Origin of the sequence: Zhongshania aquatica, from assembly GCF_027257955.1 — a bacterium.
Taxonomy (GTDB): Bacteria; Pseudomonadota; Gammaproteobacteria; order Pseudomonadales; family Spongiibacteraceae; genus Spongiibacter; species Spongiibacter aquatica.
Genome location: NZ_JANZNQ010000004.1, coordinates 214,719 through 228,245, shown reverse-complemented (window position 1 = coordinate 228,245; position 13,527 = coordinate 214,719). Strand labels below are relative to the sequence as shown.

Sequence of the window (13,527 nt, the reverse complement as noted above, 5' to 3'; positions counted from 1 at the left end):
ATGAAACTATTATTTATCTGCACCCACAATCGCTGCCGCAGTATTCTATGCGAAGCCATCACTAATCACATTAACGACCCTCGCCTACACGCTTATAGCGCCGGCAGCCAGCCGGCGGGAGAGGTTCATCCACTATCGCTTAAATACCTCGCCGCGCGGGGCATACCCACCAACAATCTACACAGCCAATCCTGGGATGACTTTGCCAATGTCGATATCGACCTCGCGATAACCGTCTGCGACAGTGCCGCCGGAGAGAGCTGCCCACTGTGGCTTGGCAAGGCAAGTAAAGTGCATTGGGGATTAACAGATCCATCCAAGCTAAGTGGTAGCGAAGCTGACATTGAACAGGCATTCAACGATTGCATAACGGCCATCGAGAGCCGAATTAGCGCACTACTGGCGCTGGATTTTGAATCATTAAATAAGACGGACTTAATTACTGCCTTAAATAAAATACATAGTGACGCCGACAAAGGAAGCAAATACTAATGGGCCTGTTTGAACGTTTTTTAAGTCTCTGGGTAGGTCTTTGCATCCTCGCCGGACTACTACTAGGAAATTTATTCCCCGGGCTATTTAGCGCCATCGCAGAACTTGAGATAGCCCACGTCAATCTGCCCGTTGCGGTTTTTATTTGGGTGATGATTTTTCCAATGATGGTACAGGTCGATTTTTCTGCCATAAAAGATGTCGGCAAAAAACCAAAGGGCTTAGCCTTAACCCTTGTGGTCAATTGGCTGATCAAGCCCTTCACTATGGCCGCGCTAGGCTGGCTTTTTTTTAAAGTGATATTTGTCGATTTAGTCGATCCGCAAACCGCAACAGAATACATCGCAGGTATGATTCTATTAGGCGTCGCGCCCTGCACAGCAATGGTATTTGTATGGAGCCAACTCACCAAGGGCGACGCCAATTACACCTTGGCCCAAGTCTCAATTAACGACCTGATCATGGTATTCGCCTTTGCACCCATCGCCGCGTTTTTACTTGGCGTAAGTGACGTGAGCGTACCATGGGATACGTTAATACTATCGGTCGTACTCTATGTGGTGATCCCGCTGCTTGCCGGTGTATTAACTCGCCGGGCCTTAGACAAGCCAAACAATCACCAACGTCTACAAAGTTTTCTGCAGGCCATAAAGCCAATTTCAATAAGCGGTTTACTCGCCACCGTTATATTGCTTTTTGGCTTTCAAGCAGAGGTGATTTTGCAACAGCCTCTCGCCATTGTACTCATTGCGATACCGCTGCTCATTCAAACCTACGGTATATTCGCCATCGCCTATCTCGGTGCAAAAGCGCTAAAACTGCCCCACAACATTGCCGGCCCCGCCTGCTTAATCGGCACATCTAACTTTTTTGAACTGGCGGTTGCCGTCGCCATCTCCCTCTTTGGCTTACAGTCGGGCGCCGCGCTAGCAACCGTCGTCGGCGTATTAGTCGAGGTACCGGTAATGCTATCTCTAGTGGCACTAATAAACCGAAGTCGCCACTGGTTTCCGGGCTAAAGTCATATAGCGATTATTAATATGGAAAACATCATGAAAGAACTTATCAATATCGATCAAGACTTACTCCAACCAATCGATAGCGAGAAATTATTTAAGAAACTCGATCATCCGCCTAAGATTCTATTGCTGTATGGATCAGTGCGCGAACGATCTTTTAGTCGTCTCGCCACCCAAGAGGCCGCCCGCTTACTAGAATTCTTTGGTGCAGAAACCCGCATTTTCAATCCCTCTGGATTGCCGCTTCCTGACGACGCCGAAGACAGCCACCCTAAAGTGAATGAGTTACGGGAGCTAGCCAACTGGTGCGAAGGCATGGTGTGGTGCTCACCGGAACGCCACGGCGCAATGACGGGAATTATGAAGGCGCAAATAGATTGGATTCCACTCGCCATCGGCGCCGTGAGGCCCACCCAAGGCAAAACCCTCGCCGTCATGCAGGTGTGCGGCGGCTCACAAAGTTTTAACGCAGTAAATCAATTGCGCGTATTAGGCCGCTGGATGCGGATGCTGACCATTCCCAATCAATCATCCGTTGCTAAAGCATGGCTGGAGTTTGACGAAAACGATCGCATGAAACCCTCGTCATACTACGACCGTATCGTTGACGTGATGGAAGAACTGGTGAAATTCACCCTACTCACTAGAGGTAGTGCGGACTATTTTGTTGATCGCTATTCTGAGCGCAAAGAAGACCTAGCAACGTTTAAAAAACGTATTGCCGAGCGGTCTGGAGGCTGAGTATCCATGGGCCGCATACGTTATGCTGCTGGGTACTTCGTTAGACCCTAAGACATTCGCCTCGCTCATATGGATACTCGATCGGGGCCGGGTATGATGGAGTAGTAAAGAACCCTCGTCCTTACTAACAACATGGCGCCCCTTCGCCAAAAACAACACTATCAAACGGTAACCCAACACCACAGCCTTCAAAAATTCCGTAGTGACGACTAAAGTCACCGATAAAATCAAAGTGCGCAGCGAATCTAGTGTCGTGCAGCATGCGCCAGGTATTGCCGCAAACCGGGAACACTTTCCCGGTTTGAATATCGTGATGCTTATCTAGCACAAAGCGGTGCGGGCTGTCGGCAATGCTGCCGCGATACACAACTGCTTGACCGTAGTCTTCGCAGTCACTTTCGATGGCATCGAGATTAAACAGTCGATAGGTGGCGGAGTAGAAACGGATATTTCCGCAACGCGCCGCTAATACAGGATCAGTAATCTCTAATGGACGATCTTCCACCAATCGAGAATCGATAAAACCGTGGCGTTTGGCCAGCTGAATAAAGTCATTCCAATACAGTGCGCCGCCCAAACACTCGCCATATAACACCGGATCGTTTTTCACCTCATCTGGTACGCGGCGATCCGCATACACGTCTGAAAAATAAAATTCTCCACCCGGTTTTAATAGACGCTTTATGCTGCGAATAACGGCGTCTTTATCTGGCGATAAATTAATAACACAATTCGACACTACTACGTCGAAACTCGCAGGCTCTAAGCCAAGCTCATCCAGTTTTTCGATATAGCCCTTGATAAATCGCACATTATCAAACCCGAATTTTTCAGCGTGATAAGCTTGATATTCTATTGCTATAGCCAGCTGTTCATCGGTCATATCAACGCCAACAACCTCACCTGTCGATCCAACCATCTGCGCCAAGGCATAAACATCGCGGCCACTGCCGCTGCCCAAATCCAGAACTCGGCAGCCGTCAAGCAATGGCGGACAAACGAGGCCGCAGCCGTAATAGCGCGACAGTACTTCAGGATGAATATTGGCCAATATAGGTTTAAGCCACTCAGGCATCAGGCTAATATCGCAACATGCGCTGGTTTTTAAATCGGCGGAACTTTGTAATTGCTTGCCGTAATAATCTTGTACAAGGTCGTGCATGAAGTCTCCCAATTTGACTGGCAATAACAACTAGCCAACTAAATAACAAATCACATAACGACAATCGCCGCCAGTAATCCTACTAAGAACAAAATTATCAAAGCGACCACATCGCCCGCTTTTATTTTGTAAGAAGTAAAGTTCGGATCGGTAGCGGCTATACGCAATTCCCTTGCCGCCATAAATAGAGGAAAGGCCACGCTAATGGCGATGACGACTCCACCGATGACATAAAGATACACATGCTTAATGCCCAAGCGTCTGGCTTCAATAAACATCCACACATTGCAGGCAAAGGCGAGAAATAGAATATCGACTGTTAGAAAATTTCCAGCGGGGTTCGCATTAAAAAGGGCATCATTCCAAAACTGAATATTTGCATCTAGGAAGCCATTACCAAAATACGCCGGTACATGTAGCCACGTAAATATCAATGCTAGCAGTGCTGTAAGCAAATACAGACCAACTAATGCCTTCGTTTTTAATTCCATTAACGTCTCCTTTTTTATTATTTTTAAATTATTTATGTGGCGTAAATTACAAAGCTCCGCCGCAGCTACTACCTTGACCTGCGGTGCAAGCAAAACAGTGGTCAGCAATCGAGATACCTTGTCCAACAATGTCATTTTTCAATAGATCGCGCAGATGACGCGTGCTGGTACTTGGCGTATGAAGTTCTAGCTGCTGATTAAAATCGCAGTCGTAAAGATTACCCAGCCAATCCACACTGACTAAATTACGGCACATGAGAGATTCTAAGTTTGCTTCGCTGAAATTATTTTTCAGCAAATCCATGTAAGGTTTAAATTGCCCCTTAGACACGAGCGTAGAGCCAAAGCGTTTTATCGGCATATTTGCCAGCGCAAATAAATTATTAAATTCGACATCGAAATGGGCGCGCAATTCGCGGCGATAATCAGCTTCTAACGCCTGCTGATTTGGCGGTAAAGACGGCCCCTGCGGGTTGTAAACTAAATTCAACACCAAGTCTGAGCCCGGCATACCATAACCTAAGGAATTTAATAGTTGGAGCCCCGCAATACTCTTATCAAACACACCTTCGCCACGCTGGGCATCGACATTTTCTAAGGAGTAGCAGGGCAAGGAGGCGACGATCTCTACCTTATTCGCGGCCAAAAACTCCGCCAAGCCTTCCTGACCGGGCTCAAACAGAATGGTTAAATTACAGCGATCGATAACCTTAACACCCATATCAGTCACGGTACTGACCAATTCCCGAAATTGCTCATGCAGTTCCGGCGCGCCGCCGGTTAGATCGAGGGTCTTGATGTTTCTCGCGGCCAATACCTCAGGGATAAGTGCGATAAGGTCGGCAGGCATCATTTCTGTACGAGTAGGACCGGCATTCACATGGCAGTGCAGGCAGCGCTGATTGCATTTATAGCCAAGATTTACCTGCAGGGTATCTAGCGATTTTCTGCTTATTGCTGGAAAATCAGTGACCTCCAGTAACGCCATGGTATCGTGCATTTTCACCCCTATTTTTAGTCATGCTGAACACTGACTCGTCGTGTTCAACATTGTTACAACTCATACCTAACGAGATACTACGACGCTGTTTTACTAACAGACCATCGCGCAGCGCCTTTTTTCGTCTAAAAACCACGTTTTTGATCAAAAATAATACAGCGCGGATAATGCCTATCATCGCGATTTTTTTCTTATAATTACAATACCTTACCGCAGCTGATAATTCTTGCTGCAATAAAAATGACGTGCTGAAATTAGACTTTTGGCGAGATTTATCCCGAGATTCGGCCTAATTGCAGGAATTCCCGTATAATACGCCGCTTTCACGCGAAGAGACCAATGCAATGACCGCAAAAGTTGCCCTGATCATGGGCTCAAAAAGTGACTGGGAAACCATGCGCCCAGCCACCGAGATCATGAGCGAACTTGGCGTAGAGCACCACGTAGAAGTGGTCTCGGCCCATCGCACTCCGGACAAATTAATGGAATTTGCCAGTCAGGCTGTCAGCCGTGGCTTTGACGTTATTATTGCGGGCGCGGGCGGCGCAGCGCACTTACCCGGTATGGTTGCGGCAAAAACCCGCTTGCCTGTTCTGGGTGTGCCGGTACAAAGCAAGGCACTGAATGGCGTAGACAGCTTGCTCTCTATTGCGCAAATGCCGAAGGGAATCGCCGTGGGCACCTTAGCAATTGGCAGTGCAGGCGCATTTAATGCCGGTTTGATGGCGTGCCAAATTTTGGCCCTGACTGATGCTGACCTAGCAGCACGCTTGGAGGCGTTTCGCGCCAAACAGACTCAGGACGTATTAGATAACCCGGACCCGAGGAACGCGTAATGCCAACGGTTTGGGTTCTCGGCGCCGGACAACTAGGCGCCATGCTAAAACAGGCAGCTTACCCACTTGCGCTGCACGTGGAACCGGTGGAACCTGAAAGCGATCAGATTCCCAGCATCAACGACGGTGACATTGTCACCGTTGAACGTGAACAGTGGCCAGACACCCCGGTGACCCGCTATATGAGCCAGCAATCTGGCTTCATGAATGCCGATATCTTTGGCAAAATCGCCGACCGCTTTCATCAAAAAACCATGCTGGATACACTCGGCATTACTACTGCGCCGTGGCGCTCTGTGGAAGTTGATACCAAAGCAGAATCGCTGCATGCAGAGCTTGGTCGCGACGTATTACTCAAACGCCGCGAAGGCGGCTACGACGGTAAAGGCCAATACTGGCTCTATGAAGATCAGGGCGATGAAGTCCCTACCGACTGGCTAGGTACGGGCATTGCCGAAAAGAAAATTCCGTTTAACGAAGAATTGTCACTGGTAGGCGCGCGAGACAAAAACGGCAAAAAAGTCTTCTACCCACTTACGCTGAATTTACATAGCAATGGTATTTTAATGGCATCGATTGCGCCGCTTGCCAGAGTGGCGCATTTACAGCCTATGGCTGAATCTATGCTGGGTAAGATCATGGACTCTGCCAACTACGTTGGCGTGATGGCGATGGAGTGCTTCCGCGTAGGAGAGCAGCTTATCGTAAATGAACTTGCTCCTCGGGTTCACAACAGCGGCCATTGGACACAGGCGGGTGCTTGCGTCAGTCAATTTGAAATGCACTTACGTGCGGTGAGCGGCCTGCCAATTAAATCGCCTGAAGAACGCGGCCAAAGCGTGATGATTAATGTCATTGGCGTTGAGCGCGAAATCGACTGGATGAAAATTCCGTCTACCCAGTGCTACTGGTATGGCAAAGACGTTCGACCCGGCCGCAAACTTGGCCATATCAACATCAACCATCCCAAGAAGAAGTTTGTGCAAACTGCACTTGATGAACTGCGTGGTCTCTTTCCAGACAATTACGCTGACGTCTTTGATTGGGTAGAGCGCGAACTAAGCCGCCTCTGATTTGTACTAGGCTCCGCGGCTAATCGCGAGAGCCTGTGCGCAGCAGAAATACCATCACATCACAGCAAAGCAAAACTTCGTAGTACCATCATTAAGCAACTGGTCGTGAATAAAGAACCTATCGTGGTAAGCACGATAATATTTGCGGCCAGAGCAGAATTCCCTCCCATTGCCCTGACCATAATATAACTCGCTGCCGCCGATGGCGCTGAAGACATTAGCGCCAGCACACCCAATTCTAATCCGCGAAATCCCAGCGCAATACCAGCGCCCACTAACAATAACGGCACGAAAAGTAATTTACACAGCGCACTCATCATCGCGCTACTCAAATCCGCTCTTAAGGCTCTAAAGTCTAAACTCGCGCCAGTGCATAGTAGGGCTAAGGGCAGGGTCATCTGAGAAAAATACCCGCCGCTGTGAGTTAATAAAGCCGGAAGCTCTAGCTCTAGCCCAGCAACAACCAAGGCGGCAACAATACTAATTATTAAGGGATTTCGGACAATGCCCTTGAAGGTCGCAGACAAGCCACCGCGATGATTCAAGGAGCGGTTGAGTGTTATCACCGCAAGGATATTATATAAAATAGTCACTAGCGCCAAATACAAAGACGCCGCCACCAAGCCCGCATCACCATAGGCATTAACGCAGTAGGCCAGTCCAATAATACCCATATTGGATCGAAAACCACCCTGCACGACTACCCCGCGATCCTCCCGCTTCGGCACTAGCAACGCGGCTAATAGCTCCAACATCAAATAGGCCAACAAGGTAGCAATTAAACCAAACGCGACCAACTCTAAATTAGCAGAATCCGCGATATGCGTTTGACTAATACTCAAAAACAATAAAGCCGGCAAGGTGACGTTAAAGACTAACTTCGAGCCAACGTCGACAAAATTATCGTTAATTAGGCCAATGCGATACAGATAAACGCCCAAGCCTAGTACGGCAAAGATTGGGCCGGTGATAGAAAAGGAGAATGACAGTGACTGCAGAAAGGCGTGCATGAAAAGCGCTCGTTGACACCCAATAAGAGTAGAAGCAATTAGTTACGCTCCTAGCTTAACACGCGCGGGGACGAGCAAAGTAATATCGGCTATCAGTCAAACTCACTGCGATAAAATGAAAAAAGAAGGAGCAACGCATAAGCGGCCCCTTCAATGCCCCTTTCCACGGAGAATTTCAGAATCACATCAGTGACTAATCATCCAGGGTCGTTGAGAGGGGAAAACCTTACTACCGTCAGCCATGTAAATCGCCTTCTGACGCAAACTGCTGCGATCAGGATGTGCGTCGCCACTGCAACCGCAGCCCTTTTTCGCAACTGCATGAGCGCGCCGCTGCGCTGACTCCTCCCTGGAATCCACTGTAGAAAAAATCGGTTGATGTATCGCCTTTTCGTTTTTTGCCATTGCCTGTCGTCTCGCCGGCGACATGGCCAACACCTCTGGTGGAATCATAATGACCCGCGCACTGAGTTTTCCGCACTGCGGACAAGCGCATGGATGAGCAGCTTGCTCCATGCTCGCAAGATCATGGAACAAACCGTGTTCATTGCATTTGTAGTCGTATACTGGCATTGCCTGCCTCCAAACTTAATTCTTTAAATACTTGCCCGCTCGCTAAAAGCGTCACGGGCAAATAAGCCGCCACCGTTTGCGCTAGATTTACAAATCCGGCGACAAAGGCACATCAACACTGCCATCAACCGCCTTGGTCGGACCGTCGGCATTGGGCTGCATATCAAAGTCAAAGATATCAGTCGGCAACCACAGCGTAGCGCAGGCATTGGGTATATCGACCACCCCACTTATATGTCCCTGTACCGGTGCGACCCCGAGAATGGTGTAGGCCTGGGCTCGGCTATAGCCAAACTTAGTCATATATTCGATGGCATTCAAACAGGCTTGGCGATAAGCAATATGCACGTCTAAGTAATGCTGTTTGCCACCCTCGTCAACAGAAATACCTTCAAATATAAGGTAATCGTCATACTTAGGCGTGATCGGGCTTGGTTTGAAAATGGGGTTTTTAATGCCGTATTTTTTCATACCATCTTTAATCAAATTCACACGGAGGTGAATCCAACCCGCCATTTCGATAGCGCCGCAGAATGTAATTTCACCGTCGCCCTGACTAAAGTGAAGGTCACCCACACTGAGCCCGGCATCTTTAACATAAACTGGGAAATAAACTTTAGCGCCCCGCGACAAATCTTTAATGTCGCAGTTACCACCGTGCTCGCGCGGCGGCACTGTACGTGCGCCTTCAGCCGCGGCCGCTTTAGCTGCGTCGCCGGTCATACGTCCCATGTGCGCGGTATCGGCATAAGGCAAAGTCGCTAATTCAGGAATACGATGGGGATCAGTATCGACCAGCGCTTTCTCACGCGTGTTCCATTCATCCAGCATCTCTCTTGATGGCAGACAGCCAATCAAACCGGGATGGATCAAACCTGCGAACTCAACATTAGGAACGTGGCGAGACTTGGTGAACATTCCATTAAAGTCCCAGATCGATTTCTGCGCTTCGGGGAAATGCTCTGTTAAAAATCCACCACCATTTTGCTTAGAAAAGAAACCGTTGAAACCCCACTGACTTTCTTCAAAAGTGCCGATATCCAAAATATCGACCACCAACAAATCACCGGGCTCTGCACCCTCTACACCTACTGGGCCAGATAGAAAATGAACTTTACTGAGATCAACATCACGCACATCATCTGCTGAGTCGTTGTTGTTAATTTGACCTCCGGTCCAATCGACACACTCAATTTTAAAATCATCACCGGGTTTAACCATCTGTACCATTGGTATGTCTGGATGCCAGCGGTTGTGTATCATATCGTTGTCGTATGCCGATTTACTCAAATCAACTTTGATGATTGTTTCTGCCATCGTTCTTCTCCGGATCAGTCATAGAAATTCGAGATAACACCACGAGCTGTTTATTTTTATATCTTGCCAGGGGCCTGATACGCCTAAACAACACCGTCGCCATGACCTTACTATCGGTAATCACCGTCAAAACGGGTATTAGTTAATTGCCCTTATGGCTACGTCAAATGACGTAGCCATGTTTCCGTACCGCTTTAGGGCCATTGTTTCCGGCTGGTATTTACTACGCGCTATTGGAATATAAGCGCCGCAGAACAGCACATGATATTTCTAGAGCCAAGACGAAGCTGTGCTCCTAAAGCCAAATGCCCTATTCTGGCCTTACCCACTTTTGGCAGTGGTCGTCTTGATATAAGAATTTGGCGTATATCATTCCCACATACCAACAACACTGCCTGGATAAACGCAGTCACTGGGAGCTTCATATGAGAAAGTTAGTCTTGGTTTTGAGCGCGCTATTGCTTAGCGCATGTTTAGGCATGCCGGAAAAAGTAAGTCCGGTATCCAATTTTGAACTGAACAAGTACCTTGGAAAATGGCATGAGATTGCTAGGCTGGATCACTCTTTTGAAAAAGGGCTCAGCCAAGTAACTGCCGAATACAGCATGAAAAAAGATGGCGGTGTGTCGGTAATCAATCGCGGATATTCTGAGGCAGACAAGGAATGGAAAGAAGCTGAGGGCAAGGCGTATTTTGTCAATTCAGAAACCGATGGCTATTTAAAAGTCTCATTCTTTGGGCCATTTTACGGCTCGTATGTGATTTTTGAACTCGATCATCAAAACTATCAATATGCATTTATATCGGGACCAGATCTGGAGTATCTCTGGCTATTATCAAGAACCCCGACAGTAAAACCTGAGGTTATTGAAAATTTTATTAGCATGTCCAAGGCGCGGGGTTTTGATACCGAAAAGCTTATTTTTCCCAAACAAAAATAAATATCACCAGCTGCTGATTACTATATCGACTCAACCGAAATCCTTTCGTTTTGCAGAAAAGCGATAAACTCGCCATGCTCAGGGTTTGCCAACATGGCACGAGCAACGGCGGGTTCTAAATCACGGCGCAAGCGTCTTGCGATATGCCTAGCGCCGTAACGTTCGTCGTATTTTTCCACTAGGTAGCTTCGGCACTCAGCATCCAGCTGAAGTTCAACTTGGCGCTTGCCGAGGCGCTGCTGAAACTTCGCTAATTCTATATCTAGCACATGCGATAAGTGCGCACGCTCCAGATGGCCAAAGGAGAGTACAGCGTCGATGCGATTAATGAATTCAGGATCAAATTTCTTACGCAGAGCAAGGTCAATTAACTGTTTTTCCTGATGATGACGCCGCCAGAACCGGTATCGCTTAGAACGGGAGTTCTCTACTTCACTCGCGCCAATATTACTGCTCATAAAGATCAGGCTATTGCGGAAATCTAATTCTTTTACACCCGAGGCTAATGTTAACTTACCGGTATCGAGCACATTCATAAGCGCTCGGATTACCTCATCGCTCGCCTTTTCAATTTCGTCAAACAACACAACACTTGGCGCACTGAAACTGCCAGCGATGGCATCAACACTGAGTAAACTATGCCCTTCTTTGCTGCCCACATAACCCGGTGGCGCGCCAGTAAGCGCGGCACTGTAATGCTCTTGTGCAAGGGTATTCATATCGATACGAACTAAGGCATCGCAGCTGCCTTGAATCGCTTCCGCAATCAGCCTCGCGGTTTCCGTTTTACCTACCCCGGTGGGGCCAAGAAACATCATCACCGAAAGCGGGCGCTGCTTATTGCCAATATCAGCTTTCACCACGTGCAGCATATCGTCAATGGCATCTAATACGCCGTTTTGGCCGATAATCCGCTTACACAGCAATGCCATTACCTGCGCTGGCTCAAACAGGAATCGAGACTGCCTACTAAGCGTTTGCGTGTAGCGCTGCCGATCAGCCACATCCCGCTCAGCAGTTAAACGATCATTGATGTAGGGCATATACCTCTGCTTCTATAAACCCGAAAATCAGGCCTCCCGCTCTTTACCTTCGTAGGGCAGCTCGCCAACCGGACAATCGGCTACGCCAATAGTAGAACGGGTTATTTTCTCAACGTCTTCGCGGGTTTTCTCTGCGTCTAAGACCCAGCTGCGATAGAAATCAAAGGGGCAATCCGCCACGCCTTTGTCGCCATCACCGGAGTTAAATACACCGGTATAACCGCGATGCAGTAATTTAAATAAATGGTTTTGGGACTGGTCATTGGCCCGCGCGTCTCGAATTTGACTCACGGATAACTGGGCGTACTGAACACCCATATCCTCTTCGCCACACTCACCAAGGGTACGGCCATCAAAACCGATAATTGCGGAGTGGCCGAAGTAGGAATACACACCGTCAAAGCCGCTGGCGTTGGCAACAGCAACATAGCAGTTATTGGCCCACGCCATGCTTTTTGCCATCATTATCTGCTGTTCTTTTGCGGGATACATATAACCTTGGCAGCGAACAATTAATTCTGCGCCCTTCATTGCACAATCGCGCCAAATTTCTGGATAGTTGCCATCGTCACAAATAATCAGGCTGATCTTCATGCCCTTAGGACCTTCGCTGACGTAGGTTCTGTCGCCGGGATACCAACCTTCGATCGGACACCAGGGAATACATTTACGGTATTTCTGAACAATGTCGCCTTGGTCATTGATGAGTACAAGGGTGTTATACGGTGCTTTATGGGGATGGTCTTCGTGACGTTCACCGGTTAGGGAGAATATTCCCCAGGTTTTGGCTTCACGGCATGCCGCACTGAAAATGGCGGTTTCATCGCCGGGCACCGTCGCTGCGGTGGCCATCATTTCTTCGTTGTCGTACATGATGCCCATGGTGCTGTATTCGGGAAACACCACCAGATCCATACCGGGTAAGCCGATTTTCATGCCCTTAATCATCTCGGCGATATTACGAGCATTATCCAAAACCTGCTCACGGGTATGTAAGCGCGGCATTTTATAATTAACCACCGCCACACCAACGGTGTCTGGGCTACTGGAAATATCACCGTGTCTCATTTCTACCTCCGAATTTTTATCAATTCCTCAACGCTCTCATTGCAATCTATTACACTGACAAATAAGCTTTAATCTTGTTGGTATCAACTTCTTCACGCAGGTTCTCGTGAATAAAATTACCCTTGTCGATAACGATAATGCGGTCTGCAACTGTCATGGTAAAACTCAGTACCTGCTCCGACACAATAATTGTAATGTCGCGTAATTTTTTAATTTCATTCAGGACATTGGCAATATCCTTAATGATCGAGGGCTGAATGCCTTCGGTAGGCTCGTCGAGCAACAGTACTTTCGGATTTGTGACTAATGCTCTAGCGATGGCAAGCTGTTGCTGCTGACCACCAGATAAATTGCCACCTTTACGTTTACGCATCTCCGCAAGCACAGGAAACAGGGCGTAAATATCATCGGGAATTTTTTTAAGTTTAGACACTTCCATACCGGTCTCAATGTTTTCTTGAACGGTTAAGGATGGAAAAATCATACGGCCCTGTGGAACATAGGCGATGCCACTTGCCACCCGCTGAAAGCTTTCCTTATTCGTCACATCGACACCGTCGATAGAAATACTGCCCTCTGAACTAGGCAATATGCCAATAAGCGATTTAAACAAGGTGGTTTTACCCATACCATTGCGCCCCATTATCGCAAGAGTTTCATTTTTAGGGACGCTAAAATCTAGGCCATGAATAACTTCACTTTGGCCGTAGCACACTTTTAAATTAGAGACATTCAACATAAAATTATTTCACCTCACCGTA

Annotated in this window: 15 protein-coding genes; 6 read left to right on the top strand and 9 right to left on the bottom strand. The window is 47.9% G+C overall.

Going from position 1 to position 13,527, the window contains the following annotated elements; genetic code table 11:
- Genes O9X78_RS05860 through arsH form a run of 3 tightly spaced genes read left to right on the top strand, consistent with a single transcriptional unit; the run spans window position 1 to window position 2,252 of the window.
- A complete protein-coding gene (locus O9X78_RS05860; protein ID WP_269618680.1) occupies window positions 1-492 on the top strand; it encodes an arsenate reductase ArsC in 492 nt (163 codons plus the stop codon).
- Window positions 492-1,511, top strand: a complete 1,020-nt coding sequence (gene arsB / locus O9X78_RS05855) for an ACR3 family arsenite efflux transporter (protein ID WP_269618679.1) — start codon at window positions 492-494, stop codon at window positions 1,509-1,511. Before O9X78_RS05860 ends, arsB begins: the two co-directional genes overlap by 1 nt.
- A gap of 33 nt (window positions 1,512-1,544) precedes the next feature.
- On the top strand, window positions 1,545-2,252 hold the full coding sequence (gene arsH, locus O9X78_RS05850; protein WP_435056045.1) for an arsenical resistance protein ArsH: 708 nt from the start codon (window positions 1,545-1,547) through the stop codon (window positions 2,250-2,252).
- A gap of 124 nt (window positions 2,253-2,376) precedes the next feature.
- Here the strand turns inward: arsH and O9X78_RS05845 are convergent, their stop codons facing one another.
- The 3 genes from O9X78_RS05845 to arsS are packed head-to-tail and all read right to left on the bottom strand — an operon-like array spanning window position 2,377 to window position 4,905.
- A complete protein-coding gene (locus tag O9X78_RS05845; protein WP_269618677.1) occupies window positions 2,377-3,414 on the bottom strand; it encodes a methyltransferase domain-containing protein in 1,038 nt (345 codons plus the stop codon).
- 50 nt (window positions 3,415-3,464) lie between these two features.
- Complete coding sequence (locus O9X78_RS05840; protein WP_269618676.1) at window positions 3,465-3,905, bottom strand: DUF2834 domain-containing protein; 441 nt, start codon at window positions 3,903-3,905, stop codon at window positions 3,465-3,467.
- Between the two features lie 46 nt (window positions 3,906-3,951).
- A complete protein-coding gene (gene arsS / locus O9X78_RS05835; RefSeq protein WP_269618675.1) occupies window positions 3,952-4,905 on the bottom strand; it encodes an arsenosugar biosynthesis radical SAM (seleno)protein ArsS in 954 nt (317 codons plus the stop codon).
- A 344-nt stretch (window positions 4,906-5,249) separates the two neighbouring features.
- Here arsS and purE point away from each other — a divergent pair, with 344 nt between their 5' ends.
- Window positions 5,250-5,741, top strand: coding sequence for a 5-(carboxyamino)imidazole ribonucleotide mutase (gene purE / locus O9X78_RS05830; RefSeq protein ID WP_269618674.1), 492 nt, complete (start codon window positions 5,250-5,252; stop codon window positions 5,739-5,741).
- Entirely contained in the window at window positions 5,741-6,814 is a 1,074-nt protein-coding gene (gene purK / locus O9X78_RS05825) for a 5-(carboxyamino)imidazole ribonucleotide synthase (RefSeq protein ID WP_269618673.1), read from the top strand. Before purE ends, purK begins: the two co-directional genes overlap by 1 nt.
- Window positions 6,815-6,873: 59 nt before the next feature.
- Here purK and O9X78_RS05820 read toward each other — a convergent pair whose 3' ends face one another.
- From O9X78_RS05820 to fmdA, 3 genes are all read right to left on the bottom strand, one after another.
- Window positions 6,874-7,824, bottom strand: coding sequence for an AEC family transporter (locus tag O9X78_RS05820; protein WP_269618672.1), 951 nt, complete (start codon window positions 7,822-7,824; stop codon window positions 6,874-6,876).
- Window positions 7,825-8,010: 186 nt separating this feature from the next.
- Window positions 8,011-8,397 (bottom strand): FmdB family zinc ribbon protein, encoded by a 387-nt coding sequence (locus O9X78_RS05815; protein WP_269618671.1) that lies wholly within the window; start codon window positions 8,395-8,397, stop codon window positions 8,011-8,013.
- An 87-nt stretch (window positions 8,398-8,484) separates the two neighbouring features.
- The gene (gene fmdA / locus O9X78_RS05810; RefSeq protein WP_269618670.1) at window positions 8,485-9,714 is read right to left on the bottom strand and encodes a formamidase; all 1,230 of its coding nucleotides are present in this window, start codon (window positions 9,712-9,714) and stop codon (window positions 8,485-8,487) included.
- Window positions 9,715-10,139: 425 nt separating this feature from the next.
- Between fmdA and O9X78_RS05805 the strand changes: the two genes are divergently transcribed.
- Window positions 10,140-10,655, top strand: coding sequence for a lipocalin family protein (locus O9X78_RS05805; protein WP_269618669.1), 516 nt, complete (start codon window positions 10,140-10,142; stop codon window positions 10,653-10,655).
- A 20-nt stretch (window positions 10,656-10,675) separates the two neighbouring features.
- On the opposite strand, the gene O9X78_RS05800 is transcribed toward O9X78_RS05805, so the two are convergent.
- The 3 genes from O9X78_RS05800 to urtE are packed head-to-tail and all read right to left on the bottom strand — an operon-like array spanning window position 10,676 to window position 13,505.
- On the bottom strand, window positions 10,676-11,698 hold the full coding sequence (locus O9X78_RS05800) for an AAA family ATPase (protein WP_269618668.1): 1,023 nt from the start codon (window positions 11,696-11,698) through the stop codon (window positions 10,676-10,678).
- Window positions 11,699-11,725: 27 nt separating this feature from the next.
- Window positions 11,726-12,766 (bottom strand): aliphatic amidase, encoded by a 1,041-nt coding sequence (locus O9X78_RS05795; RefSeq protein WP_269618667.1) that lies wholly within the window; start codon window positions 12,764-12,766, stop codon window positions 11,726-11,728.
- A gap of 49 nt (window positions 12,767-12,815) precedes the next feature.
- The gene (urtE, locus tag O9X78_RS05790; protein ID WP_269618666.1) at window positions 12,816-13,505 is read right to left on the bottom strand and encodes an urea ABC transporter ATP-binding subunit UrtE; all 690 of its coding nucleotides are present in this window, start codon (window positions 13,503-13,505) and stop codon (window positions 12,816-12,818) included.
- Between the last annotated feature and the right edge of the window lie 22 nt (window positions 13,506-13,527).